Here is a 22,456-nt window from a genome sequence, read left to right as displayed (position 1 = left end):
ATGACCGAGAGCCCTATCCTGTCGCCCGATGTCTGGCGCGATTTCTGCCGGCGGCTCGAAGCCGCGGGCGAGATCGTCACCGGCGCCGACGCCGCCGCCAACCCGCTCGACCGCGCCGAGGGTTATCGTTACCTGACCCGGCTGCTGCGCATCGCGCTCGACATGCAGCTCGAACATGCCGATCCCGATTTTCCGAGCTTCTACGCCGCCTCGCACGAGACGGCGAAGATCGGCGCCGACAATCCCGACAATATCTATATGAACGCGACCGTGTCGGGCGCGCGGCGTTACCGCATCCGGGGCCGGCGCGGCAGCGTGCCGATCCTGAGTTTCGGCACCAAGGCCAATCGTTATGCCGTCGACGGAACGATGGCCTCGACCGGCGAGCTCGATTCAGCCGACATGGCGGTCGCCCCCGACGGATCGTTCGAGATCATCGTCAGCCGCGAAAAGGCCGAAGGCAACTGGCTGCCGCTCGCCGGCGACAGTTCGATGGTGATCGTGCGCCAGACCTTCCTCGACCGCGCGAACGAGGTGCCGGCGACGGTGACGATCGAGGCGATCGACGGCCCTGCGCACCCCGCGCCGCTGTCGGCCGACACGCTCACGGCGGCGCTGGAACGCACCACCGCCTTTGTCACCGGCACGGCGCGGACCTTCGTCCAGTGGACCGAGGATTTTCGCGCGAACCAGATGAACCGGCTGGCGACGGCCGACCAGACGCCCTTTTTTCGCGCGGGCGGCGATCCGACGATCTTCTACCTCCATGGCTGGTGGCAGCTTGAACCCGGCGAGATGCTGCGGATCGATACGCGCGTGCCCAAGTGCAGCTTCTGGAATTTCCAGCTCGACAATTACTGGATGGAATCGCTCGATTATCGCCATCACCGCATCCATGTGAACGGGCACAGCGCGCGGCTGAACGACGACGGCACGCTGACGCTGGTCGTCGGCCCGCACGACCCGGGCTTTGGCAACTGGATCGATACCGCGGGGCACCATCAAGGCACCATGTTGCTGCGCTGGATCGGCGCCGACGACCATCCCATTCCCGAAAGCAGGATAATCCCCATCGATGACCGACCTTGAATCCCGCATCGCGCGGCTCGAAGCCGAAAGCGACATCCGCCGCCTGAAGGCGCGTTACCTGAATGCCTGCGACGCCAAGGATGTGGACGCAATCCGCGCCTGCTTCACCGACGACGCGGTGATCGATTTTCCGCCCGTGGGCGAATTCGACCTCGACGGGCTGATCGGCGTGTTCACGCAGATGGCGGCGACGACGCCGATCACCGACGTGCATCAAGGGCATAACGCCGAGATCGAGGTGAAGGGCGATGAGGCGAGCGCGCGCTGGAATCTGGGCTATGCGACCTATGACCCGCGCAGCCAGAGCTTCCGGCTGCTCGCGAATTTTTATCACGACCGCTATCGCCGCACCCCCGAGGGGTGGCGGATCAGCTACACGCGGTCGGAACCGCGCGCGATCGTCGACGGGACTTTGGCGGAGGACGGGATCAAGGCGAGTTGGGTGGCGGCGTAAAACGATCGGTTGCCGCGCTCTCCATCATCGTCACCCCGGACTTGATCCGGGGTCCAGCTTGAGGACGAAGTCGATCGACGCGTCAAGAAAAGCGGGATCCCGGATCAAGTCCGGGATGACGAAAGGGAGATGGAGCAACGGCCGCTTTCCGCCCCTCAACGGTCGTTTCGGGCATTTTTCTGCGATCGATAAAGACCACGCTCAATCGACCAACGCGCACCAGCGATAGTCGTGCTTGATGAAATTCTGCCCGAGGCTGTAGCGGACACGCCGCACACCGGGGATCTTGTCGATCGTCTGGTGCAGGAAGTCGGTCAGCTCATTGCCGTTTTCGACCAGCGTCATCGCGAGCACGTCGGCGCGGCCCAGCGTCGTCGCGACAAAGCCGATCTCGGGCAGGCTCGCCAGGCTCTCCGCAACCTTCTCGATATCGGCGGCGGTGTCGGCTTCGACCCAGAGATAGGCGAGGATCGGGTTGCGGAGCCGGTTGGCGTTGGTGACCGCCGCGACGCGGATCACCCTGTTGTCGAGCAGCCGCTTGAGGCGCGAGCGGATCGTGCCTTCGGTCAGGTCGAATTCGCGGCCGATCTCGCGGTTCGAAACGCGCGCGTCGTGGCCGAGCCGCTCGATGATCTTGTGATCGAGCTCGTCGAGGCTGATCCTGGCGCTCATAGCGGTGCCCACTCCGGATTATATTTGAAAACCTTGAGCGCGAGGCTGGGGAACAGCCGTTCGACCCCGTCGATCTTGGCGATCACGCCGGTCAGGAGATGCTGCATCTCCTCCAGCGTTTCGGCCACCACCTGAATCTCCAGGTCATGCGTTCCAATCGCGACGTTGACGGTGATGACGCGTTCCAGCTCGGCGATCTCGGCGCCGACATCGCCCGCGGATCGGCCTTTCACCTGCACCCCAACGGGTGCCAGATAGCCAAAGCCCATCGCCGAAAGGTCGCGCATCGCGACGACGCGCACCATGCTGGCATCCTCGAGCCGGCGCAGCCGCGTGCGCACCGTCGCCTCGTTCAGCCCCATCTCGCGCGCGATGTCGCGGTTTGCGATCCGGCCGTTCTTGCGAAGCGCGGCGATGATCTGCTCGTCGACCTCGTCGAGCGCCGGCAGCCCGTCACCCTGGTTCGCGTTCGCGGCCTTGCCCCGCGTCCTTTTTCCGGCCTTGGTTGCGGTGCGCAACGCCTGTTCTCCCCAGCTAAACCAGCATCCTGTGCGATGGCGCGTCGACGTCATCGATATGCGTCCACAGACCGTATCGCCGCGCCACTGTCAACATTCATCGATTGCAGCGCAGAATATATAACGGTTTGCGTAAAAATTTTATCTTTCAAAAACGCAATCATTATGTAGAATCGCATGCAGGCCGGAAAGCGCGAGTTTTTCCGGGGCAGGCACGCAGGAGCAATAGAGTGGCGGTTCACGAAGTCGATATATTGGTGATCGGCTCGGGCGCCGGGGCTTTGACTGCGGCCTTCACCGCTGCCGATGCCGGCGCCGACGTGCTGGTTGTCGAGAAAAGCGCGCGTTATGGCGGGACGTCGGCGACGTCGGGCGGCGGCATCTGGATCCCGAACAGCGACGACGCGCGCGCCAAGGGCCATGCCGACGATCCGAAGGAAGCGCTGGGCTATATCAAGACGCTGATCGGCGACGACGTGCCCGAAACCAGGCTTGCGACCTATGTCGACAATGCACACCGGATGCTGCGCTATCTCGAGGAACGGTCCGAGGTCCGCTACACCGCCTACGCCTATTCCGACTATCATATGGACGTCGCGGGCGCGCGCGACGGGTGGCGGACGCACGACCCGATCCCGCTGATGGCCGACCGGCTGGGCGCCGATTTCGAGCGGATGGAGCCGCCGCACACGCTGACGCTGACCTTTGGGCGCTTCACCTGGACGATGGAGGAAGCCAAGCTGCTCCTGACCATGAGTCCCGGCGCCAAGCCGCTGCTGTTCAAGCTGATGCTCAAATATATGTTCGACCTGCCCTGGCGCTTCAAAACCAAGCGTTCGCGGCGCCTGACCGGCGGCAACGCGCTGATCGGGCGGCTGAAGCTGTCGATCGACAAAAAGGGCGTGCCGCTCTGGCTCAATGCGCCGATGGTCGAGCTGGTCCAGGGCAAGGGGGGGATCACCGGCGCGATCGTCGAACGCGACGGCCAGCGGATCGAGGTTCGCGCGCGCCGCGGCGTGATCATCGCGAGCGGCGGCTTCGACCATGATGCCGCGCTGCGCGAAAAATATCTGCCGCAGCCGACCTCGGCCGACTGGAGCGCGGGGGTACCGAGCAACACCGGCGACGGCCTGAAGGCCGGGCTCGCGGTGGGCGCCGCGACCGCGCTGATGGATTCGGCCTGGTGGGGCCCCGGCTTCCTGCTCGAAGGCGAGGACCGCGCGCGAATCATGTTCGTCGAACGCGCGCTCCCCTCCTCGATCATCGTCAACCAGGCGGGCAAGCGCTATATGAACGAGGCGGCATCCTATCATGTCGCGGGGGGCGAGATGCACCGCTGCAACACCCCCGAGGCGCCCACCGCCCCCTCCTGGTTCGTGTTCGACGCGCGTTATCGCGGCAAATATATGCTCGGCCCGATGATGGCGGGCAAGCCGTCGGCCGACGGCCACATCCCCGAGGCGATGCGCAAGATATTGAAGAAGGCCGGAACCCTTGCCGGGCTGGCGAAGGAGATCGGGGTCGACGCCGCCGCGCTTTCCAAGGAAATTGCGCGCTTCAACGCCAATGCGCTCAAGGGCGAGGATCCCGATTTCGGCCGCGGCGCCTCCGCCTATGACCGGCATTATGGCGATGCCTCGGTAACGCCGAATCCGACGCTCGCGCCGATCGCCGAGGCGCCCTTCTATGCCATCCCGATCTATCCGTGCGACCTTGGCACCAACGGCGGACTGCTCACCGACGACAACGGCCGGGTGCTGGGCGAGGACGGCAGGCCGCTGGGCGGGCTCTATGCGATCGGCAACGCCTCGGCCGCCGCGATGGGGCGGACCTATCCGGGCGCGGGCGCGACGCTGGGCCCGGCGATGACTTTCGGCTGGCTTGCTGCGCGCCACGCGATGCGGGTGAACAGCTGATGGGTATGTTCAAGGTCATTTCACTATTGAAGGCGCGCGCGGATATCAGCCGCGCGGCCTTTATCGACTATTATGAGACCCGGCACGCGCCCCTGGTGCTTGAATTGATGCCTAATATCCTCGCTTATCGCCGCAACTATGTCGCGGCCGAGGGCAGCATCGCCTTCGATCTGGCCCCGCCTTTCGACTATGATTCGGTGACCGAGATCTGGTTTCACGACCGTGCGGCCTATGACGAGGCGCTCGCTGTGCTGATGAGCCCCGCCAATGCCGCACGGCTGGCGGCGGACGAGGAACAATTCCTCGACCGATCAAAAACCCGGCTTATCGTGGTCGACGAGCGCGCAAGCGCGCTCGTCGCTGACTGATCCCTCAGCGCGCCAGATAGCCGCCGTCAACCGCGAGCGGGTGGCCGGTGATGAAGCTTGCCTTGTCCGAGCAGAGGAAGATCACCGCGTCGGCGATTTCATGCGCTTCGCCGATGCGGTTCATCGGGTGCATTTCGGCCACGAAGCGCGCCGCGGCTTCTTCCTTCACCACCGCGTCGACCATCGGGGTGCGGATCGCACCGGGGCAGACCGCGTTGATGCGGATACCCTGCGCGGCGTAGCGCATCGCCGCCGAGCGGGTGAGCCCGATCACCGCATGCTTCGACCCGCAATAGCCAGCGCCCCCGGCCCCCGCCATGCCCGCGATCGACGCGGTGTTGACGATCGCGCCGCGCCCCGCCTTTTCCATATGGCGCAGTTCCGCGGCCATGCAGAGCAGCAGCCCGCGCTGATTGACCGCGATGGTGCGATCATAGGCGGCAAGGTCGCCCCACGGCGTTTCCATTCCCTCGAGCGAGACCCCGGCATTGTTGAAGGCGCAATCGAGCCGTCCCCAGCGCGTGACAATATCGTCGACAAGGGCGTCGACCGCGCGCCCATCGGTGACGTCAAGCGCGCCATGATGCGCCTCGCCGCCCTCCGCGCGGATCAGCACGGCGGTTTCGGCGGCGCTGTCGCCATTGAGATCGCCGATCGCGACCTTCGCGCCCTCGGCGGCAAAGGCCAGCGCGGCGGCGCGGCCGATGCCGCTGCCCCCGCCGGTGACGAATGCGGTTTTTCCTTCGAACAACAGCGCCATCGCTGCCTCCTTTTGATTCAGACGATTTCGAACAGGCCCGCGGCGCCCATGCCGCCTGCGACGCACATCGAGACGACCGCATAGCGGACGCCGCGGCGCTTGCCCTCGATCAATGCGTGGCCGACGAGGCGCGAGCCCGTCATCCCGAACGGATGACCGATCGCGATGCCGCCGCCGTTGACGTTGAGCTTGTCGGGGTCGATCCCGAGCTTGTCGCGGCAGTAGAGCGCCTGGCTGGCGAACGCCTCGTTGATTTCCCAGACGCCGATATCGTCGATCTTGAGGCCGGCGCGTTCGAGCAGCTTGGGGATGGCGAAGACCGGGCCGATGCCCATTTCCTCGGCCTTGCAGCCCGCAACCTGAAAACCGCGATATATGCCGAGGATCGGCAACCCTTCCTTCTCGGCCATCGCGCGGTCCATCACGACCTGCGCCGAGGCGCCGTCGGACAGCTGGCTGGCGTTGCCCGCGGTGACATGGCGGCCTTCCTTGACGACCAGCCCGTCCTTGAACACGGGTTTCAGGCCCGCGAGCTTTTCGGCGGTGGTGTCGCCGCGCACGCCCTCGTCATGCGCCAGCGTCAATTCTTCCTTGCCGACCTCATGGCCTTCCTTGTCGAATAGCGCTTTTTGAACGGTGATCGGCACGATTTCGTCGGCAAACTTTCCCGCGGCCTGCGCCGCGCCGGCGCGCTGCTGGCTGATCGCGGCGAAGGCGTCCTGCGACTCGCGGCTGACGCCATAACGGTCGGCGACGATCTCGGCGGTCTCGATCATCGCCATATAGGCGTGGGGGTCGGCGGCCTTGATGAACTCCGACCGATTGCGAAAGGCCGGGGTGTGCTTGTTGAGGGTGAGCGAAATGCTCTCCATCCCGCCCGCGACCGCGACGTCGATCTCGTCGGCAATGATGCCACGCGCGGCGAGCGCGAGCGCGTTGAGCCCCGACGAACATTTGCGGTCGAGCGTGAAACCCCCGGTCGAATCGGGAAGCACCGAGCCATGGACCGCCAGCCGGCCGAGATTATAGCTCTGCGTGTTCCAGTGGTTGCCGACGCCCAGATAGACGTCGTCGACGCGCGCGGGATCGATCCCGGCGCGCGCGATCGCGGCGTTGACGACATGCGCTGCCAGCACCGGCGCCTCGGTGTCGTTGAACGCACCGCGATAGGCTTTGCCGACGCCGGTGCGCGCGGTCGAAACGATGGCGGCTTCGCGTGCCATCTCAGGCCTCGACTGCGCGCATGTTGGCGGGGCTCCAATAGGCGCGCATCTCGGTCACCTTGCCTTCGCCGTCGAACTTGAAAGTGTCGATGACCTCGATTTCCTTCGGGCCGCCGAAATCGACAAGCACGGTGAAGGCGAAGGCCGCATAATCGCCGCCGGTGCGCACCGGGCCGTCGAGGCGAAGCTTGGCGCCCGCCTGCATCGACATCGTATAAAAGGCGTGGATCGCGTCGCGTCCTTGGTGGATCGGGGTGCCGATCGGATCCTCGACCGTCGCGTCGTCGGCATAAAGGCCCGACGCCATCGCGGCGTCACCTTTGTCGAACGCTTCGACATAGCGCTCGACGGCGCGGACCATTTCCTCGTGGCTGGGCATGATGTCTTTCTCCAAAATCGGGGGCGAGATCAGCGCGGCGTCAGCCGCCGAAATCCCAATGATGACCCCATTCGTCTTCCTTGAGGCTGATCGTCGGGGTGAAACTGGCCCAGTCGGGCTGGATGCCGCCGAAGCCATATTCGATGTCGAAACCGCCGGGGCTGCGCATGTAGAAGCTGACCATCTTGTCGTTCATATGCTTGCCGAGGCTCGACGAGATATGGACGTTCGCCGCCTTCGCGCGGTCGAGCGCGCGGCCGACATCGTCGAGGCCCGGCACCTCGACCATCATGTGGACAAGCCCGCTCGGCACGGGGAATTCGGCGAGCGCGACGCTGTGGTGACGCGGATTGTCACAGTGGAGGAAATGAAGGCCGAGCCCTGGATCGTCGGGCCCGCCGCCCTGCATATAGACGCGCATCTCGTCGGTGTCGCCGAAGCCGAGCAGGTCGATATAGAAGGCGCGCGTTTCGGCGAGCTTGGCCGCGGGGAAGACGACATGCCCCATCCCCATCTCGCCGGTGATGAATTCGGATACGCCCGCAGGCGAGACGAACGGATTGCCGTCGACGACGCGCCCCCAGCCGAGTTCGAGCCGGTTGCCCGACGGGTCGGTACAGCGGACGAATTCGACGACATGGCGATCCGTGGCTTCGTCGGCGGTCGCGGATTCGATCGCGACGCCCGCATCGCGCAGCCCCGCAATGCCGCGATCGAAGGCGGCCTTGTCGGGATAGACGAGTCCTGCGGCGTGAAACTGCTCGGCGTCGCCTGCCCGAATCAGCATGCGAAACGGACGCTCGTCCATGCGCAGGCGCAGGCCGCCCGCATGGTCGATCGCCTGCATGCCCAGCACCTGCTCGGCATAGGCGCGCCACGCTTCGACATCGGCCGTATCGACCACGACATAGGCCAGTGACCTGATTGCCATTCACTCATCCCCTACGGACGGGTGCTCCTGCACCCTGAATCGAGCGCAAGCTACAGGCGAGAACGCGCCACATCAAGTATGATACGTAGAAATTTGCGTTATAATTTACGCAAACCGTATATTTTGCCTTCTCAGCTCGCACTTCTCGCTGTCGATCGATCAATCCAAAGCCCTGAACGCCGCTACGGCAAGCGACACTTTGCGTATCGCGCTGCGCGCCTCGATACGCAGCCCGACCCCTCGAATGGCCCGAAGCGACATTTTGCATAGAATCCGGATTGACAGCTTGCGTAGAGAAATGCATCATTCACTACGAATACAGGAGTGATATCGCGACGCGGCCTCCCGCAAGCGCATGAATATCCCGAGGAGAGCATATGGCCACCGCCCCGCAGCAAGCCGCCGACACCGCGCTGCCCACCCCCGCCGCGCTGATCGAGCGCGCCCGCGCAATGATTCCGACGCTGAAGGCCCGCGCACGCCAGACGACGCTCGACGGCAACGTCCCCGCGGAAACCGTCGCCGAGATGCAGGACGCGGGATTCTTCCGCATCCTGCAGCCGAAGCGCTGGGGCGGCTATGAAATGCACCCCAATGTCTTCTTCGAAGTGCAAAAGGCGCTCGCCGAGGGCTGCATGTCGACCGGCTGGATTTACGGCGTGCTCGGCTGCCACCCCTATGAGCTCGCGCTTTTCCACGACGAGGCGCAGCGCGAGGTGTGGGGCGACAATGGCGGCGCGATGCTCGTCTCGTCGACCTATCAGCCCGTCGGCAAGGTCGAGAAGGTCGAGGGCGGCTTCTATCTTTCGGGCCGCTGGGGCTTTTCCTCGGGCTCGACGCATTGCGGCTGGGTGCTGCTCGGCGCGCTCAACTTCGATACCGACGGCGGCCCGCCCGACATGCGCACCTTCCTGCTCCCGCGCGGCGATTATCAGGTCATCGAGGGGACATGGGACGTTTTCGGCCTGCAGGGCACCGGCAGCTTCGACATCCTCGTCGAGCGGGTCTTCGTCCCCGAACATCGCACCCACCGCGCGAGCGACGGCTTCGCCTGCACCAATCCCGGCCAGGCCGAGAACGACGGCCCGCTCTATCGCCTGCCCTGGGCGCAGATCTTCGTCCGCTCGGTGTCGACCGCGGCGTTCGGCGGCGCCCGCGCCGCGGTCAATGCCGCGATGGAAATCATGCAGGGCCGCATTTCGACCAACACCGGCAAGGCATCGAAGGCCGACCCGCTGCTGCACGGCGCGATCGCCAAAGCCCACGCGCAAATCCTCGAGATGGAGCTGACGCACCAGACGACCTTCGACCGGCTGATGGCGAAATCCGAAAGCGGCGAGCCGATCACGCTCGAGGAACGCGCGCTCTATGCCTATCAAAGCTCGACCGTCGTGCGGCGGCTCGCCGAGCTGGTCGACGGCATGGTCCAGCTCCTCGGCGGCCGCGCCGTCTATATGTCGAGCGCGATCATCCAGCCGTGGCTCGACCTCAACGCCGCGCGCGCGCACGTCGCGAACGACCCCGGCAATCGCACCACCGACGTCGTCATGACGATGCTCGGCGAACCGCCCGCCTTCACATTCATGTAAGAGGAAATCGCCATGGGAGAGATGAAGGAAACGACGCACCGCGTCGCGGGTGGCTATGACATCCACATCAAGGAAGCGGGCGAAGGCCCGGCGCTGGTGTTCGTCCACGGCAGCGGTCCCGGCGCATCGGGGCTGTCCAATTTCCGGCAGAATGTCGATGCATTCGTCGCGGCCGGCTACCGCGTCATCCTGCCCGACCTGATCGGCTATGGCGCCTCGTCGCAGCCCGAAGACATCGACTATACGCTGACCTTGTTCACCGACACGCTGTACGATGCGCTGACGGCGCACGGGGTCGACAAGGCGACGCTGATCGGCAACTCGCTCGGCGGCGGCGTCGCGATCCAGATGACGCAGGACCATCCCGAATTCACCGAGCGCCTGATCCTGATGGCGCCCGGCTGCATCGAGGAGCTCGACGTCTATTTCGCGATGCCCGGCATCGCCGACATGCGCTCCTCCTTCGGCAGCCCCGACTTCAGCCTCGCCGATCAGCGCCGCCTCGGCGAAAATCTGGTTTACGACCCGAAACACATCACCGACGCGCTCGTCGAGGAACGCTTCGCGGTCGCGAGCCAGCAGCCCAAGGAGGTGATCACGCGGATGCGGACGCATAATGTCCGGCCGCGGCTCGGCGAGATCAAGGTGCCGATCCTGCTTTTCTGGGGCCAGAACGAGCGCTTCATGCCGCTTTCGGGCATCCAGTATTTCTTCGAAGCATGCGACGATGTGCGCTGCGTGACCTTCAACAAGGTCGGCCACTGGGTGCAGGTCGAACGCGCGAGCGAGTTCAACCGCTATGCAATCGAGTTCCTCGATGAGCATCGCTGAAACATACGGGCGCGAACTCTATGCGGCGCTGCGCGACCGGCGCACGGTTGAACCGCTGATCGCGCGCGATGCCTCGCTGACGATCGACGACGCCTATGCGATCAGCCTCGACTTCCTGTCGCGGCGGCTGAAGGACGGCGAGCGCGTCGTCGGCAAGAAGATCGGCGTCACGTCGAAGGCGGTGCAGGACATGCTGGGCGTCCACCAGCCCGATTTCGGCTTCCTCACCGACTGGATGTATGTCGAGGGCGATATCGATATCGACGCGAAAGCGCTGATCGCGCCGCGCGCCGAGGCAGAGATCGCGTTCATCCTGAAGGACAGCCTGAACGGTCCCGGTGTGACCGCTGCCGACGTGATCGCGGCGACAGCGAGCATCGCCCCCTGTTTCGAGATTGTCGACAGCCGCATCACCGACTGGAAGATCGGCATCGTCGACACGGTTGCCGACAACGCCTCGTGCGGGGTCTTTGTGCTCGGCAAGGAACGGATCGATCCGCGCGGGCTCGATCTGCCGAACCTGCATGTAGCGGTCGCGAAGAACGGATCGCCGCTGTCCGAAGGCTATGGCCATGCGGTGCAGGGCGACCCGGCGCAGGCGGTCGCCTGGCTCGCCAATACGCTCGGCGCGCATGGCGTGACGCTCGACGCCGGCGACATCATCCTGTCGGGCAGCCTCGTCCCGCTCGCGCCCGCGGTGAAGGGCGACATTTTCGAAATGATCCTCGGCGACGGCCGCCGCACGCTCGGCCATTGCGTCGCGCGTTTTGTATAAGGAATGGCAATGACACGCGTGAAGGCGGCGATCATCGGATCGGGCAATATCGGCACCGACCTGATGATCAAGATGATCAAATATCCGCAGAATATGGAGCTGGTGGCGGTCGTCGGCATCGACGAGAAGTCCGAAGGTCTCGCGATGGCGCGCGAGCGCGGGGTCGCGACGACGCACGAAGGGCTGGGCGGGCTCCAAGCGATGGACGTCTATCCCGAGATCGGCATCGTGTTCGACGCGACCAGCGCCTATGCACACAAGTTGCACGACGCCGCGCTGCGCGCCGACGGCAAGCAGGTCGTCGACCTGACCCCCGCCGCGATCGGCCCCTATACGATCCCGACCGTCAACGGCGAGGACAACCTCGACGCCGGCAACGTCAATATGGTGACCTGCGGCGGACAGGCGACGATCCCGATGGTCGCCGCGGTCAGCCAGGTCGCGACCGTCCATTATGCCGAGATCGTCGCATCGGTGTCGTCGCGCTCGGCGGGGCCCGGCACCCGCGCCAACATCGACGAGTTCACCCGCACGACTGCCGGAGCCATCGAAAAGGTCGGCGGCGCAGCGCAGGGCAAGGCGATCATCATCCTCAATCCCGCCGAACCGCCGATGATCATGCGCGATACGGTGTTCACCCTGTCCGAAGGCGCCGACGAGGACACGATCCGTGCCAGCGTCGAGGCGATGGTGAAGAAGGTGCAGGCCTATGTGCCCGGCTATCGCCTGAAGCAGGAGGTGCAGTTCGAGCGCTTCGGCGACAACAACAAGCTCAAGATTCCCGGGCGCGGCGAGTTTACGGGCATCAAGACGATGATCCTGCTCGAGGTCGAGGGCGCGGGCGATTACCTGCCCCCCTATTCGGGCAATCTCGACATCATGACCGCCGCCGCCAAGGCGACCGGCGAACTGCTCGCACAGCGTATTCGCGAAGGAAAGAAGGTGGTCGCATGAGCGCGCAATTCAACGTCGAGGCGGGCGACAAGCTCTATATCCAGGACGTCACGCTGCGCGACGGGATGCACGCGATCCGCCATATGTATGGCATCGACGAGGTGAAGGCGATCGCCAAGGCGCTCGACGACGCGGGGGTTGACGCGATCGAGGTCGCGCATGGCGATGGCCTGAGCGGCGCGAGCTTCAACTATGGCTTCGGCGCACACACCGACTGGGAATGGCTGGAAGCGGTCGCATCGGTGCTCACCAAATCGGTGCTCACCACGCTGATCCTGCCCGGCGTCGGCACGGTCGAGGAACTTCGCCGCGCCTATGACCTCGGCGTCCGTTCGGTGCGCGTCGCGACGCATTGCACCGAGGCCGATGTGTCGAAACAGCATATCGGCATCGCGCGCGACCTTGGCATGGACGTCGCCGGCTTCCTGATGATGAGCCATATGATCGAGCCCGAGGCGCTCGCGAGCCAAGCCCTGCTGATGGAAAGCTATGGCGCCCAGTGCGTCTATGTGACCGACAGCGGCGGCGCACTCGACATGGACGGGGTGAAGGCGCGGCTCGAAGCCTATGACCGCGTGCTCAAGCCCGAAACGCAGCGCGGCATGCACGCGCACCACAATCTGTCGCTCGGCGTCGCGAACAGCATCGTCGCGGCGCAGCAAGGCGCAGTGCGCATCGACGCCTCGCTGACCGGCATGGGCGCAGGCGCGGGCAATGCGCCGCTCGAGGTCTTCATCGCCGCCGCCGACCGCAAGGGCTGGAACCATGGCTGCGACGTCAATGCGCTGATGGACGCCGCCGAGGATCTGGTGCGTCCGCTTCAGGATCGCCCGGTCCGCGTCGACCGCGAAACGCTCGCGCTCGGCTATGCGGGCGTCTATTCGAGCTTCCTGCGTCACGCCGAAAAGGCGGCCGAAACCTATGGTCTCGACACGCGCACGATCCTCGTCGAACTCGGCCGCCGCAAGATGGTCGGCGGGCAGGAAGACATGATCGTCGACGTCGCGCTCGACATGCTGAAGGCGCGCGAGACCGCCGCATGACGGGCTTCTCCGCCGCTCGCCCCTTTTCGCACGAACAGGTCGAGCGCTGGGACGCCGAAACCGATGTCGCGATCGTCGGCTTCGGCGCCGCGGGTGCCTGCGCGGCGATCGAGGCGGCCGAAGCCGGCGCGGCGGTGACGCTGTTCGAGGCGGCGTCGGGAAGCGGCGGCGCCTCGGCGCTGTCGGGCGGCGAAATCTATCTCGGCGGCAGCGGCGGCACCGATGCGCAGCGCGCCGCGGGCTTTACCGACACGACCGAAGCGCTCGAAGCCTATCTGATGATGGCGGGCGGCCCCGATGCCGATGCCGCCAAGGTTGCGCTCTATGCGCGCGAAAGCCTCGGCCATTATCAATGGCTCAAGGATCAGGGGATTCCCTACAAAGGGACATTCCTTCCCGGCAAGATCATCGAGCCCGCCGAAGACGACACGCTGATCTGGTCGGGCAGCGAGGCGGCGTGGCCCTTTTCCGAAGCCGCGACACCCGCGCCGCGCGGACATACGATCCAGTTCATGGGCTGGGGCGGCGGGCGCAAGCTGATGGACATATTCGAAGCGCGGGTTCGCGCGCTCGGCGTCGACGTTCAATGCGATGCGCGCGTGCTGTCGCTCGTCGTCGATACCGACGCCCGCGTCACCGGCCTGGTCGTCCGCCTCGACGGCCAGCCGCGATTTATTCGCGCGCGCAAGGGCGTGATCCTCGCCACCGGCGGTTTCTGCATGAACGACGACATGCTCCGCCGCCACGCGCCGCAAACGCTGCGCCTCGCGAACCCGATCGGCGAGAATGATAACGGGTCGGGCATCTTGATGGGTATGGGCGTCGGCGGCGACGCGATCCACATGGATGAGTTTTTCACCACCTGCCCGTGGATCATGCCCGAAAGTCTGGTGAAGGGCATTTTCGTCAACGAACGCGGGCAACGTTTCATCAACGAGGACTGCTATCACGGGCGCGTCAGCCGGACGATGCTCGACCAGCCCGGCGACCGTGTTTTCCTCCTCGTCGACAACGCGATTTTCGCGCGGCCGCTCGATCTTGCGCGGATCGAGATTGCCGCGGTGGGTGACAGCTGGGAGGAGGTCGAACGCGAGCTCGGCCTGCCCGCAAACACGCTGGCGCCGACCGTCCACACCTTCAACCGCTACGCCGCCGAAGGCCATGACCCGATCTTCAACAAGGCGTCCGAATGGTTGAAAGTGCTGGACGAAGGACCTTTTGCGGCGCTGGAGCTCAACATCCGCACCAGCTTCTTTTCCTTCTTCACGCTTGGCGGCCTCAACACGCGCCCGTCGGGCGAAGTGCTCGATCGTGCCGGGAACATCGTTCCCGGCCTCTTTGCCGCCGGCCGCGCGACATCGGGCCTGCCGCGCTGGGGGCATGGCTATAGCTCGGGTCTCAGCCTCGCCGACTGCACCTTTTTCGGGCGCATGGCGGGGCGGCAGGCGGCAACTGCTACGCCCGACTAATAGACGATCGCGGGGTTCGGATCGCGCGGGCTGCCGAGCATCTCGCGGTGCGACGGCGGCGTCTTGCCGCGGTCGGTGATGCCATATCGTCCCGCGATCTCGGCGCCAATGACGGTGTGCCCGGACAGTTCGTCGCCCTTGGGGTCACCGGCGATCGCGTGGATGATATGTCCGGTGAACTGCGGCATCTCTGCCATCGCCATGAAGCCTTCATATTGCTCCTTATGGACCTCGGCCGCGCCCAGCGCGCGCTCGGTAATCTGCGGCCCCAGCCAGATCGAGACGGTGCGGACGCCATGCGGGCGGAAATCGACCGCCATGTCGTGCGCGAACTTGTCGACGCCCGCCTTTTGCGCGCCATAGGCCGCGCCGTGCATATAGCAGCTCGCGCCAAAAGAAGAGGTGAAAGCGATCAGCCCCGATTTCTGTTCGACCATCATCGCGGCGGCGTGCCAGCTCGCGACATAGGCCGAGCGCAGCCCAACGTTGAGGATTTCCGCCGCCGCAAGCTCCTTTTCCCAGAAAGGCGCCTGCGTGATGAGCTGATGATGGATATAGGTGGCGTTGTTCACGAGAATGTCGAGCCGACCCGAATCCTTCCGTACCCGTTCGAAAAGCGCCGCGACCTGCGCATCGTCGGCGTGGTCGCAAGCGACCGCGACGCCCTTGCCGCCCGCCGCCGTCACCGCCGCGGCGGTTTCGTGGATGGTCCCCGCCAGCGGCGCGCCGTCCCACCCCGTCGCATCGCTGCGATCGCTGCTGCGGCCGGTGACATAGACCGTCATCCCCTTTTCGCCGAGACCGATCGCAATGCCCTTGCCCGCGCCGCGGCTGGCGCCCGTTACGACGGCGATTGCCGGATTTGCCATGTCACTCTCCCTATTGGGCGTCGCCTTCAGGCGGCGACTTCGGCCTTCACCATCTCGAAATCGGCGAAAACGGGCTTCGCCATCACATCGGCGAAATGGCCGTAGCTCCACGGCCAGGTCATCGGCACGCCATCCTTGCCCAGATACCAGCTCGAACAGCCCGACGCGAAGATCGTGCCTTTGGCAGCCTCGGTCCGCGCGTCGTCATAACGCGTCATGGCGTCGGGCGTGACGCAGATTTCGTCGCATTCGCCGCTTGTCACCTTGTCGAGGAGCTGCTCGATATAGCCCCATTGACGTTCGGCGACGTCGATCAGCGAGAAATTGCCGACCGGCCCCGTCGGCCCGTTGAGGAAGAAGAAGTTCGGGAAATCGGGGAGCGAGATCGCGTTGTACGCGGTCGCGTGCTTCGCCCACATGTCGTCGAGCGACGCCCCGCCGCGCCCGGTCACCACCGCGGGGCGAATGAAGCGGTCGGCGTGAAAACCCGTCGCGAGGATGATGAGGTCGAGTTCGTGGAGCACGCCGTCGCTCGTCCGGATACCCTGCGGCTCGATGCGCTCGATCCCCTCGATCACGATGTCGACGTCATGCTGCTGCACGACCTGATAATAATCGGGCGAGAAGATCAGCCGCTTGCACGCTGCGCGGTAATTCGGGCGCAACCGCTCGCGAAGCACCGGGTCGGCGACGCCCTGTTCCAGATTGTCGCGCACGATCGTTTCGATAATGTGCATCTCTTCGCTGTCGGGCTTGATGATGCCCGCGGTGAAACGCAGCACATTCGCCTGATAGTCGGGATCGTAACGAACCGCGTCGATCAGCGCCGGGTCGCGGCGGAACGCCTCGCGCTGCTCCTCGGAATAAGGCGTGTTCGGCATCGGCATGATCCATTGCGGCGAGCGCTGGAAATGGCCGAGCTTGCCCGCGCGCCCGGCGAGCGCCGAGACGAGCTGGACCCCGGTCGAACCGCTGCCGACGACGCCGATGCGCTTGCCGTCGAGCGCGATCGCATCGTCCCAGCGCGCGCTGTGCGCGACGGTGCCGGCGAAGCTGCCCAGCCCCTCGATCTCGGGCATCCGCGGATGATGAAGGACGCCAGTCGCGGTGATGACGACATCGGCCTCGACGGTCATCCCCGGCTTGGTCGTGACGGTCCAGACGCCGTCCGCATAGGTGCAGCTATCGACCTCCTGCCCGAAATGCGCGACCTCGCGCAGGCCGAAACGATCGGTCACATCTTCGAAATAGTCCTGGATCTCGGGACCCGGCGCCAGATAGCTGCTCCACTCGGCATTGGGCGCGAAGCTGTAGGTATAGGCGTGCGCGGGAACGTCGCAGTTGAGCCCCGGATAGCGGTTCTCGCGCCAGGTGCCGCCGATCGTATGCGCCTTTTCGAGAAGCGTGACGTTGCGATAGCCCGCCTCGCGCAGCCGGATCGCCGCCAATATCCCCGACATGCCCGCGCCGATGACGACATATCGCAGGTCCAGATTGCGCTCCACTATCCACTCCAGTTTTCCGATTGCTCTTGCCCCGTTCCCTACGGCCGCTGCCGGGCGCCCACATCACTCAAATGGACGAGATCGGGAGCAGCGTGAACAGAAGCGCGTGTCGAGTCCGCCACCGTCGGAGATCTTGTGGGGCTTTAGGCGCGGGTCGGCTTGCCGAATAATTGCTTCACTCAATGGCACTTGGTAACGCTCCTCTGTTGGAGCGGCCGAGTGCGTCAAAGACATTGAGATCGTCTCATATCGCGAAGCTGTGAAAAGATGGGCAGCCAATTCCGTTATGGGCCGGCTCCGGACGATAGGCATAGGGGAGACAGGTGCGGAAAGCGGATATCACCCGACGGGCGAATATCTCTGCGGTCAGAACTTCCGATGGAAGCTGACTAAATCCGCGTCCGGGTCGCCGTAGCCGCAGATCAAGCCGCGCAAAATCTGGGCCGCCATCATCGAGAAGGTGATGCCATTCCCGCCATACCCCATCGCGGCATAGCAGTTCGGCATGCCCGGGATGCGGCCGATGGTCGGTGTCCCCACCGGGCTGTCACCGAAGCTGCCGGCCCAGCTATAAGTGGGCGTGGCGTCGACGCCCGGCAGCAAAGCCGCAAGCTTTAGGGACAACGTCGCTGCCTTGTCGGGAAGCTTGGCATCGCGGTACTCCGCATCGCCGATTTCCTCATCCTCGCCGCCGCAAATGATTTCTCCGCGTGGGGTGGTCCGGATGTACAGGTACGGATCGGCGGCTTCCCATATCATCGCGGCGGTCGGCCAGATGGCGCGGGGCTGCGGGCGGGTCGCGATCGACCAGCTCGAGATGATCTTGTTTCCCTTGCGTGGGATGCCTTTCATCATCTCATAGCCCGTCGCCATCACTGCATGGCGCGCGCGAATAGCTGGTCCGCGAGCCGACACCAGAGTTACACCATCGCCCGTGGGCACTATGTCGCAGATATCGACTGGCGAATAGAGCCGGGCGCCGCGCGCCAGCGCGACGTTCAGATAACCCGCGGTGAGACGACGCGGATCGGCGGAGTAATTGCCGAAGCCGATCAGCGCGTGACGTCCCTTGATCCCGTAGCGCTCCTGCACGGCAGCGGGCTTGAGCAGCTCGACCTCGAAGCCAGCGCGTCGCCGGGCGTCGGCCTCGATCGCGAGACCGCCCGCGTCGAGCACATCGCCATCGAGATAGATCGAGCCGCGCGTCGCGCCATCGACGGCGAGGTCCAGCCGTTCGGTCCGTTCGCGCAGTGCATCGACCGATTGGCGCGAGCGGCGCCAGATGCGTTCGGCCTTCTCGCGACCGATCCGCTCGGCCATCAAGGAGAGCGGCGTATCGAGCTCATATTGCAGCATCGCGGTCGACGCGGCGGTCGATCCTTCGGCCGGGCCCCGGCGATCGACGATGACGGTGTTGAGCCCCGCGTCCGACAGCGCTTCCGCGATCAGCGCGCCCGATACGCCGGCCCCAACGACGACCACGTCGCACGCGATGTCCCGTGTCAGCTGCTGTGCGGCGATAGCGGGACGGCGCCGCGCCGACCAGATCGACTGGCCGGTCCGGAGGTCGCGATGATGGGTAGCCGATGCCCGGCTCACCAAAAATGGCGATCAGGCAAGATCGCGCACCTTGGCTTCACGCGTCCAATGGCGCCGTGTGCCCACGCTTTCAAATTTGTCGATCGCAACGACACCGCCGTCCTTTTCAACCCCCGCCTTATCGAGCAATAGCTGCGTCGCTTCATCATGGGCGATGGTCTTGCAATGCCCATAGGCGTCCATGAACCACTGGACGGCGGCACCCTGCGCCGATAGCGCCTTGGCCTGTTCGTCGGTCAGGATCGAGGCGACGGCGTCGAACAGCACCGAAGGCGAGCCCGCGAGCTGGCCGTCGGCCTTGAGCGTGCCGCCCTTGACCTTGATCCCGCCGACCTTCGGCGCGACAAGAAAGGCGGTGCCGCCGGCGCTTTCGATCGCGCCTTTCAGCTTGTCGATCGCCGCCTTGTCCGACCCTTCGGCGAACAGGATCGCGACCTTGCGGCCCTCCATCGTGTCGTCGGCATTCTTCTGGATCGAGAGCGCGTCAGAGGGTTTGAGCTCGACTGGCGGTCGCGCCGCCTTTTCCTTGGCCGGCAGATCGATCGCGAGGCCGACGGCGACGCGCATCGCCAGATCCTCGTCGATGTTGCGGAGTTGGCCGACGACGCGCGCACGAACATGATCGAGCGTGACCTTCGACAGCTCGAACACCAGCGCCGAGGCGATATGCGCCTGCTCATTCTCGGTCTGCGACAGATAGAAGAGCCGCGCCTGAGTAAAATGATCGGCGAAAAGTTCGGCGCGGATGCGCAGCTTCTGCGCCGGGTCGTTCCGCTCGTCGTTGGCGGTGAAGGTCGTGAAGCCCGTTTCGGCGCTCGCTCGCGGGCCGCCATTTTCGCCTGCTTCAGCTAAGCTATTGGGCTCATAATTGGCGCGCCCGGTTGGCACGAGCGTTTGCATCATCCCGTCGCGCTGGAAATTGTGGAACGGGCATTTCGGCGCATTGATCGGGATCTGGTGGAAATTGGTCGTCCCCAGCCGCGATTTCTGGGTGTCGAGATACGAGAATAGCCGGCCCTGCAGCAGTGGATCATTGCTGAAATCGATCCCGGGAATGATGTTCGACGGCAGAAAAGCGACCTGTTCCGTTTCGGCAAAGAAATTGTCGACATTGCGGTTGAGCGTCATGCGGCCGACGATCTCGACGGGGATATCTTCTTCGGGAATCAGCTTGGTCGCGTCGAGCACGTCATAGGGCTGCTTTTTCGCGAACGCCTCGTCGAACACCTGCACGCCGAGATCCCACGCCGGAAAGTCGCCCGCATCGATCGCCTCGAACAGGTCGCGGCGGTGGAAATCGGGATCGGCGCCGGCGATCTTGACCGCCTCGTCCCATGTCGTCGACTGGAGTCCGAGCACCGGCTTCCAGTGGAATTTGACGAATTTTCCTTCGCCCTTTTCATTGACGAAGCGGAAGGTGTGGACGCCAAAGCCTTCGATCATGCGGAAGCTGCGCGGGATCGCGCGGTCGGACATCGCCCACATGATCATGTGCATCGCCTCGGGCATCAGCCCGATAAAGTCCCAGAAGGTATCGTGCGCGCTCGCCGCTTGCGGATAGCCGCGGTCGGCCTCCATCTTCACGCTGTGGACGAGGTCGGGGAATTTCATCGCATCCTGGATGAAGAACACCGGAATATTGTTGCCGACGAGATCCCAGTTGCCGCTGTCGGTGTAGAGCTTGACCGCGAAGCCGCGCACGTCGCGCGGGGTGTCGACCGACCCGGCGCCGCCGGCAACGGTCGAGAAGCGGACGAAGACCGGGCAGGTCGCGCCCTCCTTCTGCAAGATCGACGCCTTGGTCAGCCCGGGGATTGCCTTGGTGCATTCGAATACGCCGTGCGCGCCCGAACCGCGCGCGTGGACGATCCGCTCGGGGATGCGCTCATGGTCGAAATGGAAGATTTTCTCGCGGAGGACAAAATCCTCGAGCAGCGCCGGCCCGCGCTCGCCGGCGCGAAGCGAATTCTGGTTGTCGGAAATGCGGTGACCGAAATTGTCGGTCAGAAAAGACGCATCCGTTGGGCTCCCGCCCGCTGCCACATTCTGGTGCAGCTCGTCACCATTCCCGCGGCTCGCCTCGATCTTGGGCTGGCCTGCGCCCGGTTGGTGCTCGCGAAGCTCATGGTCATTCGCGGGGGACGGTGGCGGAGCTTTCGGCATCGATCGTTCCTTCAGCCGCGGAAGGCGACACTGCTACAATCCGCCGCATCGCCATATGTTGCGTGGGCCTAGGCCATTGCCGCCAGAATTTCCGAAATCGCGACAAACGCAAAGCACACCGAGCTGTCGGCCACGCCATAAGGCAGGAAGATATCGTCGCCGACGCGGATCGCTCCGCACGTATAGACGACATTGGGAACATAGCCCTCGCGGTCCTCGTCAGCGGCGGAGAGGATCGGATTGGGGGTCCGGCCGATCACCTTCGACGGATCCTCCTTGTCGAGCAACATCGCCCCGATCGCATATTTGCGCATCGCCCCGACGCCATGCGTCAATACCAGCCAGCCCTCGTCAAGCTCGATGGGCGCCCCGCAATTTCCGATCTGGACGAGCTCCCAGGGAAAGCGCGGTTCGAGCAGCAACTCGCCCTCCTCCCATCGATCGATCGTGTCGGATCGCAGCAGATACAGATTCTTGCCGTCCTGCCGCCCGATCATGCAGAATTGCCCGTCTATCTTGCGCGGAAAGAGTGCCATGCCTTTGTTGCGCCCAGCCTTGCCCTTGATCGGGGTGAGCGTGAAATCTTTGAAGTCTCGCGTGCGGAGCAATTCGGACTGGATGTCGCGGCCGCTGTAGGCCGTGTAGGTTCCGATCCACTCGCTGTTGCCGCTGTCGCGCTCGAACTCGACCAGCCGCAGATCTTCGAGTCCGTTGCGCTGCGCCTCCGTAATTGGAAAGATCACGGTTCCCGACAGAGTATTATCCTTCTGCCGGTAGAGCGAGACGACATCTTCCGGTTTGTCGTCGCGGTGCGGGCCAAGCATCGCTGCGGTGGCGAAGGCCGGCTGCGGCAACAGCGTCAGCTCGCGATCGCAGGTGATGATGCCCTCGCGAAAGGCTATGGTCGAAATATGCCCTTCGCCGACCGCGCGCAGCGACAGCAGGATGCGGATGCTCCCCTCCTGCAGCCCGCTCTGGTCGGGGTGGCGCACGACACTGGGGTTCATCAGCGCTGCCGCCGCAAAGCTATATTCGTGGCAGAAATAGGCGCCGATCAGGAGCCGCATTTCGCGTTTGAGGGCGAGACCTTCGAGGCCGAGCTTGGGTTCTATTTCGTCAAAGCGATCCTCGAACACCTTCTCGATTTGCCAGTGCCGGTCCGCGAAATCGCGCAGCACGACGCCGAGTTCGGCGCGCACCGTCCGGGGATCGAATTCAACGATCTCGCGCGCCAGCCGCTGCACGCGTTCGAGATCGGGGCCCGACGCCTGCCAGGCCAGATGAAAGGGTCGCACGACGACGCGCGTCGGGTCTGCGTGCAGACGCAGTTCATGCTGGATCAAATGCAA

At 64.6% G+C, this 22,456-nt stretch carries 21 protein-coding genes; 10 read left to right on the top strand and 11 right to left on the bottom strand.

What is annotated here, in order from left to right; genetic code table 11:
• Together J2X38_RS06615 and J2X38_RS06610 are read left to right on the top strand one after the other, a co-directional pair.
• Positions 1 to 1,089 (top strand): DUF1214 domain-containing protein, encoded by a 1,089-nt coding sequence (locus J2X38_RS06615; protein WP_310252421.1) that lies wholly within the window; start codon positions 1 to 3, stop codon positions 1,087 to 1,089.
• The gene (locus J2X38_RS06610; RefSeq protein WP_310252419.1) at positions 1,076 to 1,543 is read left to right on the top strand and encodes a nuclear transport factor 2 family protein; all 468 of its coding nucleotides are present in this window, start codon (positions 1,076 to 1,078) and stop codon (positions 1,541 to 1,543) included. Before J2X38_RS06615 ends, J2X38_RS06610 begins: the two co-directional genes overlap by 14 nt.
• Before the next feature lie 201 nt (positions 1,544 to 1,744).
• On the opposite strand, the gene J2X38_RS06605 is transcribed toward J2X38_RS06610, so the two are convergent.
• Together J2X38_RS06605 and J2X38_RS06600 are read right to left on the bottom strand one after the other, a co-directional pair.
• On the bottom strand, positions 1,745 to 2,215 hold the full coding sequence (locus tag J2X38_RS06605; RefSeq protein WP_310252417.1) for an Lrp/AsnC family transcriptional regulator: 471 nt from the start codon (positions 2,213 to 2,215) through the stop codon (positions 1,745 to 1,747).
• Positions 2,212 to 2,733 (bottom strand): Lrp/AsnC family transcriptional regulator, encoded by a 522-nt coding sequence (locus J2X38_RS06600; RefSeq protein WP_310252415.1) that lies wholly within the window; start codon positions 2,731 to 2,733, stop codon positions 2,212 to 2,214. Before J2X38_RS06600 ends, J2X38_RS06605 begins: the two co-directional genes overlap by 4 nt.
• A gap of 230 nt (positions 2,734 to 2,963) precedes the next feature.
• On the opposite strand from J2X38_RS06600, the gene J2X38_RS06595 reads away from it, so the two are divergent.
• On the top strand, positions 2,964 to 4,649 hold the full coding sequence (locus tag J2X38_RS06595) for an FAD-dependent oxidoreductase (protein WP_310252413.1): 1,686 nt from the start codon (positions 2,964 to 2,966) through the stop codon (positions 4,647 to 4,649).
• Positions 4,649 to 5,017 (top strand): EthD domain-containing protein, encoded by a 369-nt coding sequence (locus J2X38_RS06590; RefSeq protein ID WP_058539038.1) that lies wholly within the window; start codon positions 4,649 to 4,651, stop codon positions 5,015 to 5,017. The genes J2X38_RS06595 and J2X38_RS06590 overlap by 1 nt, the downstream gene beginning before the upstream one ends.
• A gap of 4 nt (positions 5,018 to 5,021) precedes the next feature.
• Here J2X38_RS06590 and J2X38_RS06585 read toward each other — a convergent pair whose 3' ends face one another.
• From J2X38_RS06585 to J2X38_RS06570, 4 genes are read right to left on the bottom strand one after another with little or no spacing between them, the layout of a single operon-like run.
• Positions 5,022 to 5,777, bottom strand: a complete 756-nt coding sequence (locus J2X38_RS06585; RefSeq protein WP_310252409.1) for a glucose 1-dehydrogenase — start codon at positions 5,775 to 5,777, stop codon at positions 5,022 to 5,024.
• 17 nt (positions 5,778 to 5,794) lie between these two features.
• Complete coding sequence (locus tag J2X38_RS06580; protein ID WP_310252407.1) at positions 5,795 to 7,000, bottom strand: acetyl-CoA C-acyltransferase; 1,206 nt, start codon at positions 6,998 to 7,000, stop codon at positions 5,795 to 5,797.
• Between the two features lies 1 nt (position 7,001).
• Positions 7,002 to 7,379, bottom strand: a complete 378-nt coding sequence (locus J2X38_RS06575; RefSeq protein ID WP_310252405.1) for a nuclear transport factor 2 family protein — start codon at positions 7,377 to 7,379, stop codon at positions 7,002 to 7,004.
• 40 nt (positions 7,380 to 7,419) lie between these two features.
• Entirely contained in the window at positions 7,420 to 8,310 is an 891-nt protein-coding gene (locus J2X38_RS06570) for a VOC family protein (RefSeq protein ID WP_310252403.1), read from the bottom strand.
• Between the two features lie 377 nt (positions 8,311 to 8,687).
• Between J2X38_RS06570 and J2X38_RS06565 the strand changes: the two genes are divergently transcribed.
• Genes J2X38_RS06565 through J2X38_RS06540 form a run of 6 tightly spaced genes read left to right on the top strand, consistent with a single transcriptional unit; the run spans position 8,688 to position 14,971 of the window.
• Entirely contained in the window at positions 8,688 to 9,899 is a 1,212-nt protein-coding gene (locus J2X38_RS06565; protein WP_058539043.1) for an acyl-CoA dehydrogenase family protein, read from the top strand.
• Positions 9,900 to 9,911: 12 nt separating this feature from the next.
• Positions 9,912 to 10,730, top strand: coding sequence for an alpha/beta hydrolase (locus tag J2X38_RS06560; protein ID WP_310252400.1), 819 nt, complete (start codon positions 9,912 to 9,914; stop codon positions 10,728 to 10,730).
• On the top strand, positions 10,717 to 11,505 hold the full coding sequence (locus J2X38_RS06555) for a fumarylacetoacetate hydrolase family protein (RefSeq protein WP_058539045.1): 789 nt from the start codon (positions 10,717 to 10,719) through the stop codon (positions 11,503 to 11,505). The genes J2X38_RS06560 and J2X38_RS06555 overlap by 14 nt, the downstream gene beginning before the upstream one ends.
• A gap of 9 nt (positions 11,506 to 11,514) precedes the next feature.
• Positions 11,515 to 12,459: an acetaldehyde dehydrogenase (acetylating) gene (locus J2X38_RS06550; RefSeq protein ID WP_310252398.1), complete on the top strand. Its 945-nt coding sequence runs from the start codon at positions 11,515 to 11,517 to the stop codon at positions 12,457 to 12,459.
• The gene (dmpG, locus tag J2X38_RS06545) at positions 12,456 to 13,502 is read left to right on the top strand and encodes a 4-hydroxy-2-oxovalerate aldolase (RefSeq protein WP_310252396.1); all 1,047 of its coding nucleotides are present in this window, start codon (positions 12,456 to 12,458) and stop codon (positions 13,500 to 13,502) included. Before J2X38_RS06550 ends, dmpG begins: the two co-directional genes overlap by 4 nt.
• Positions 13,499 to 14,971, top strand: coding sequence for an FAD-dependent oxidoreductase (locus tag J2X38_RS06540; protein ID WP_310252395.1), 1,473 nt, complete (start codon positions 13,499 to 13,501; stop codon positions 14,969 to 14,971). Before dmpG ends, J2X38_RS06540 begins: the two co-directional genes overlap by 4 nt.
• Here J2X38_RS06540 and J2X38_RS06535 read toward each other — a convergent pair.
• The 5 genes from J2X38_RS06535 to J2X38_RS06515 all read right to left on the bottom strand — a co-directional run bounded on the left by J2X38_RS06535 (position 14,968) and on the right by J2X38_RS06515 (position 22,456).
• Positions 14,968 to 15,840 carry an SDR family NAD(P)-dependent oxidoreductase gene (locus tag J2X38_RS06535; RefSeq protein ID WP_310252393.1) on the bottom strand — a complete coding sequence of 291 codons (873 nt, stop codon included), beginning with the start codon at positions 15,838 to 15,840 and terminating at the stop codon, positions 14,968 to 14,970. The two genes, J2X38_RS06540 and J2X38_RS06535, sit on opposite strands and share 4 nt — an antisense overlap.
• 26 nt (positions 15,841 to 15,866) lie before the next feature.
• Entirely contained in the window at positions 15,867 to 17,345 is a 1,479-nt protein-coding gene (locus tag J2X38_RS06530; protein WP_310252391.1) for an NAD(P)/FAD-dependent oxidoreductase, read from the bottom strand.
• Positions 17,346 to 17,711: 366 nt separating this feature from the next.
• Complete coding sequence (locus J2X38_RS06525) at positions 17,712 to 18,944, bottom strand: FAD-dependent oxidoreductase (RefSeq protein WP_310252389.1); 1,233 nt, start codon at positions 18,942 to 18,944, stop codon at positions 17,712 to 17,714.
• Positions 18,945 to 18,956: 12 nt separating this feature from the next.
• A complete protein-coding gene (locus J2X38_RS06520) occupies positions 18,957 to 21,107 on the bottom strand; it encodes a catalase (RefSeq protein WP_310252387.1) in 2,151 nt (716 codons plus the stop codon).
• Positions 21,108 to 21,175: 68 nt separating this feature from the next.
• Positions 21,176 to 22,456 (bottom strand): glycoside hydrolase family 130 protein, encoded by a 1,281-nt coding sequence (locus J2X38_RS06515; protein ID WP_058539051.1) that lies wholly within the window; start codon positions 22,454 to 22,456, stop codon positions 21,176 to 21,178.

This window comes from Sphingopyxis sp. BE235 (assembly GCF_031457175.1).
Classification (GTDB): Bacteria; Pseudomonadota; Alphaproteobacteria; order Sphingomonadales; family Sphingomonadaceae; genus Sphingopyxis.
The sequence above is the reverse complement of the archived record's forward strand: the minus strand, read 5'-3'. Positions and strand labels throughout refer to the sequence as shown.

Bases quoted from the DNA above. Each gene is read 5' to 3' on its own strand.
- J2X38_RS06615 (WP_310252421.1), top strand. From the start codon at position 1: ATGACCGAGAGCCCTATCCTGTCGCCCGATGTCTGGCGCGATTTCTGC.
- J2X38_RS06610 (WP_310252419.1), top strand. From the start codon at position 1,076: ATGACCGACCTTGAATCCCGCATCGCGCGGCTCGAAGCCGAAAGCGAC.
- J2X38_RS06605 (WP_310252417.1), bottom strand. From the start codon at position 2,215: ATGAGCGCCAGGATCAGCCTCGACGAGCTCGATCACAAGATCATCGAG.
- J2X38_RS06590 (WP_058539038.1), top strand. From the start codon at position 4,649: ATGGGTATGTTCAAGGTCATTTCACTATTGAAGGCGCGCGCGGATATC.
- J2X38_RS06585 (WP_310252409.1), bottom strand. From the start codon at position 5,777: ATGGCGCTGTTGTTCGAAGGAAAAACCGCATTCGTCACCGGCGGGGGC.
- J2X38_RS06580 (WP_310252407.1), bottom strand. From the start codon at position 7,000: ATGGCACGCGAAGCCGCCATCGTTTCGACCGCGCGCACCGGCGTCGGC.
- J2X38_RS06575 (WP_310252405.1), bottom strand. From the start codon at position 7,379: ATGCCCAGCCACGAGGAAATGGTCCGCGCCGTCGAGCGCTATGTCGAA.
- J2X38_RS06570 (WP_310252403.1), bottom strand. From the start codon at position 8,310: ATGGCAATCAGGTCACTGGCCTATGTCGTGGTCGATACGGCCGATGTC.
- J2X38_RS06565 (WP_058539043.1), top strand. From the start codon at position 8,688: ATGGCCACCGCCCCGCAGCAAGCCGCCGACACCGCGCTGCCCACCCCC.
- J2X38_RS06560 (WP_310252400.1), top strand. From the start codon at position 9,912: ATGGGAGAGATGAAGGAAACGACGCACCGCGTCGCGGGTGGCTATGAC.
- J2X38_RS06555 (WP_058539045.1), top strand. From the start codon at position 10,717: ATGAGCATCGCTGAAACATACGGGCGCGAACTCTATGCGGCGCTGCGC.
- J2X38_RS06550 (WP_310252398.1), top strand. From the start codon at position 11,515: ATGACACGCGTGAAGGCGGCGATCATCGGATCGGGCAATATCGGCACC.
- dmpG (WP_310252396.1), top strand. From the start codon at position 12,456: ATGAGCGCGCAATTCAACGTCGAGGCGGGCGACAAGCTCTATATCCAG.
- J2X38_RS06540 (WP_310252395.1), top strand. From the start codon at position 13,499: ATGACGGGCTTCTCCGCCGCTCGCCCCTTTTCGCACGAACAGGTCGAG.
- J2X38_RS06535 (WP_310252393.1), bottom strand. From the start codon at position 15,840: ATGGCAAATCCGGCAATCGCCGTCGTAACGGGCGCCAGCCGCGGCGCG.
- J2X38_RS06520 (WP_310252387.1), bottom strand. From the start codon at position 21,107: ATGCCGAAAGCTCCGCCACCGTCCCCCGCGAATGACCATGAGCTTCGC.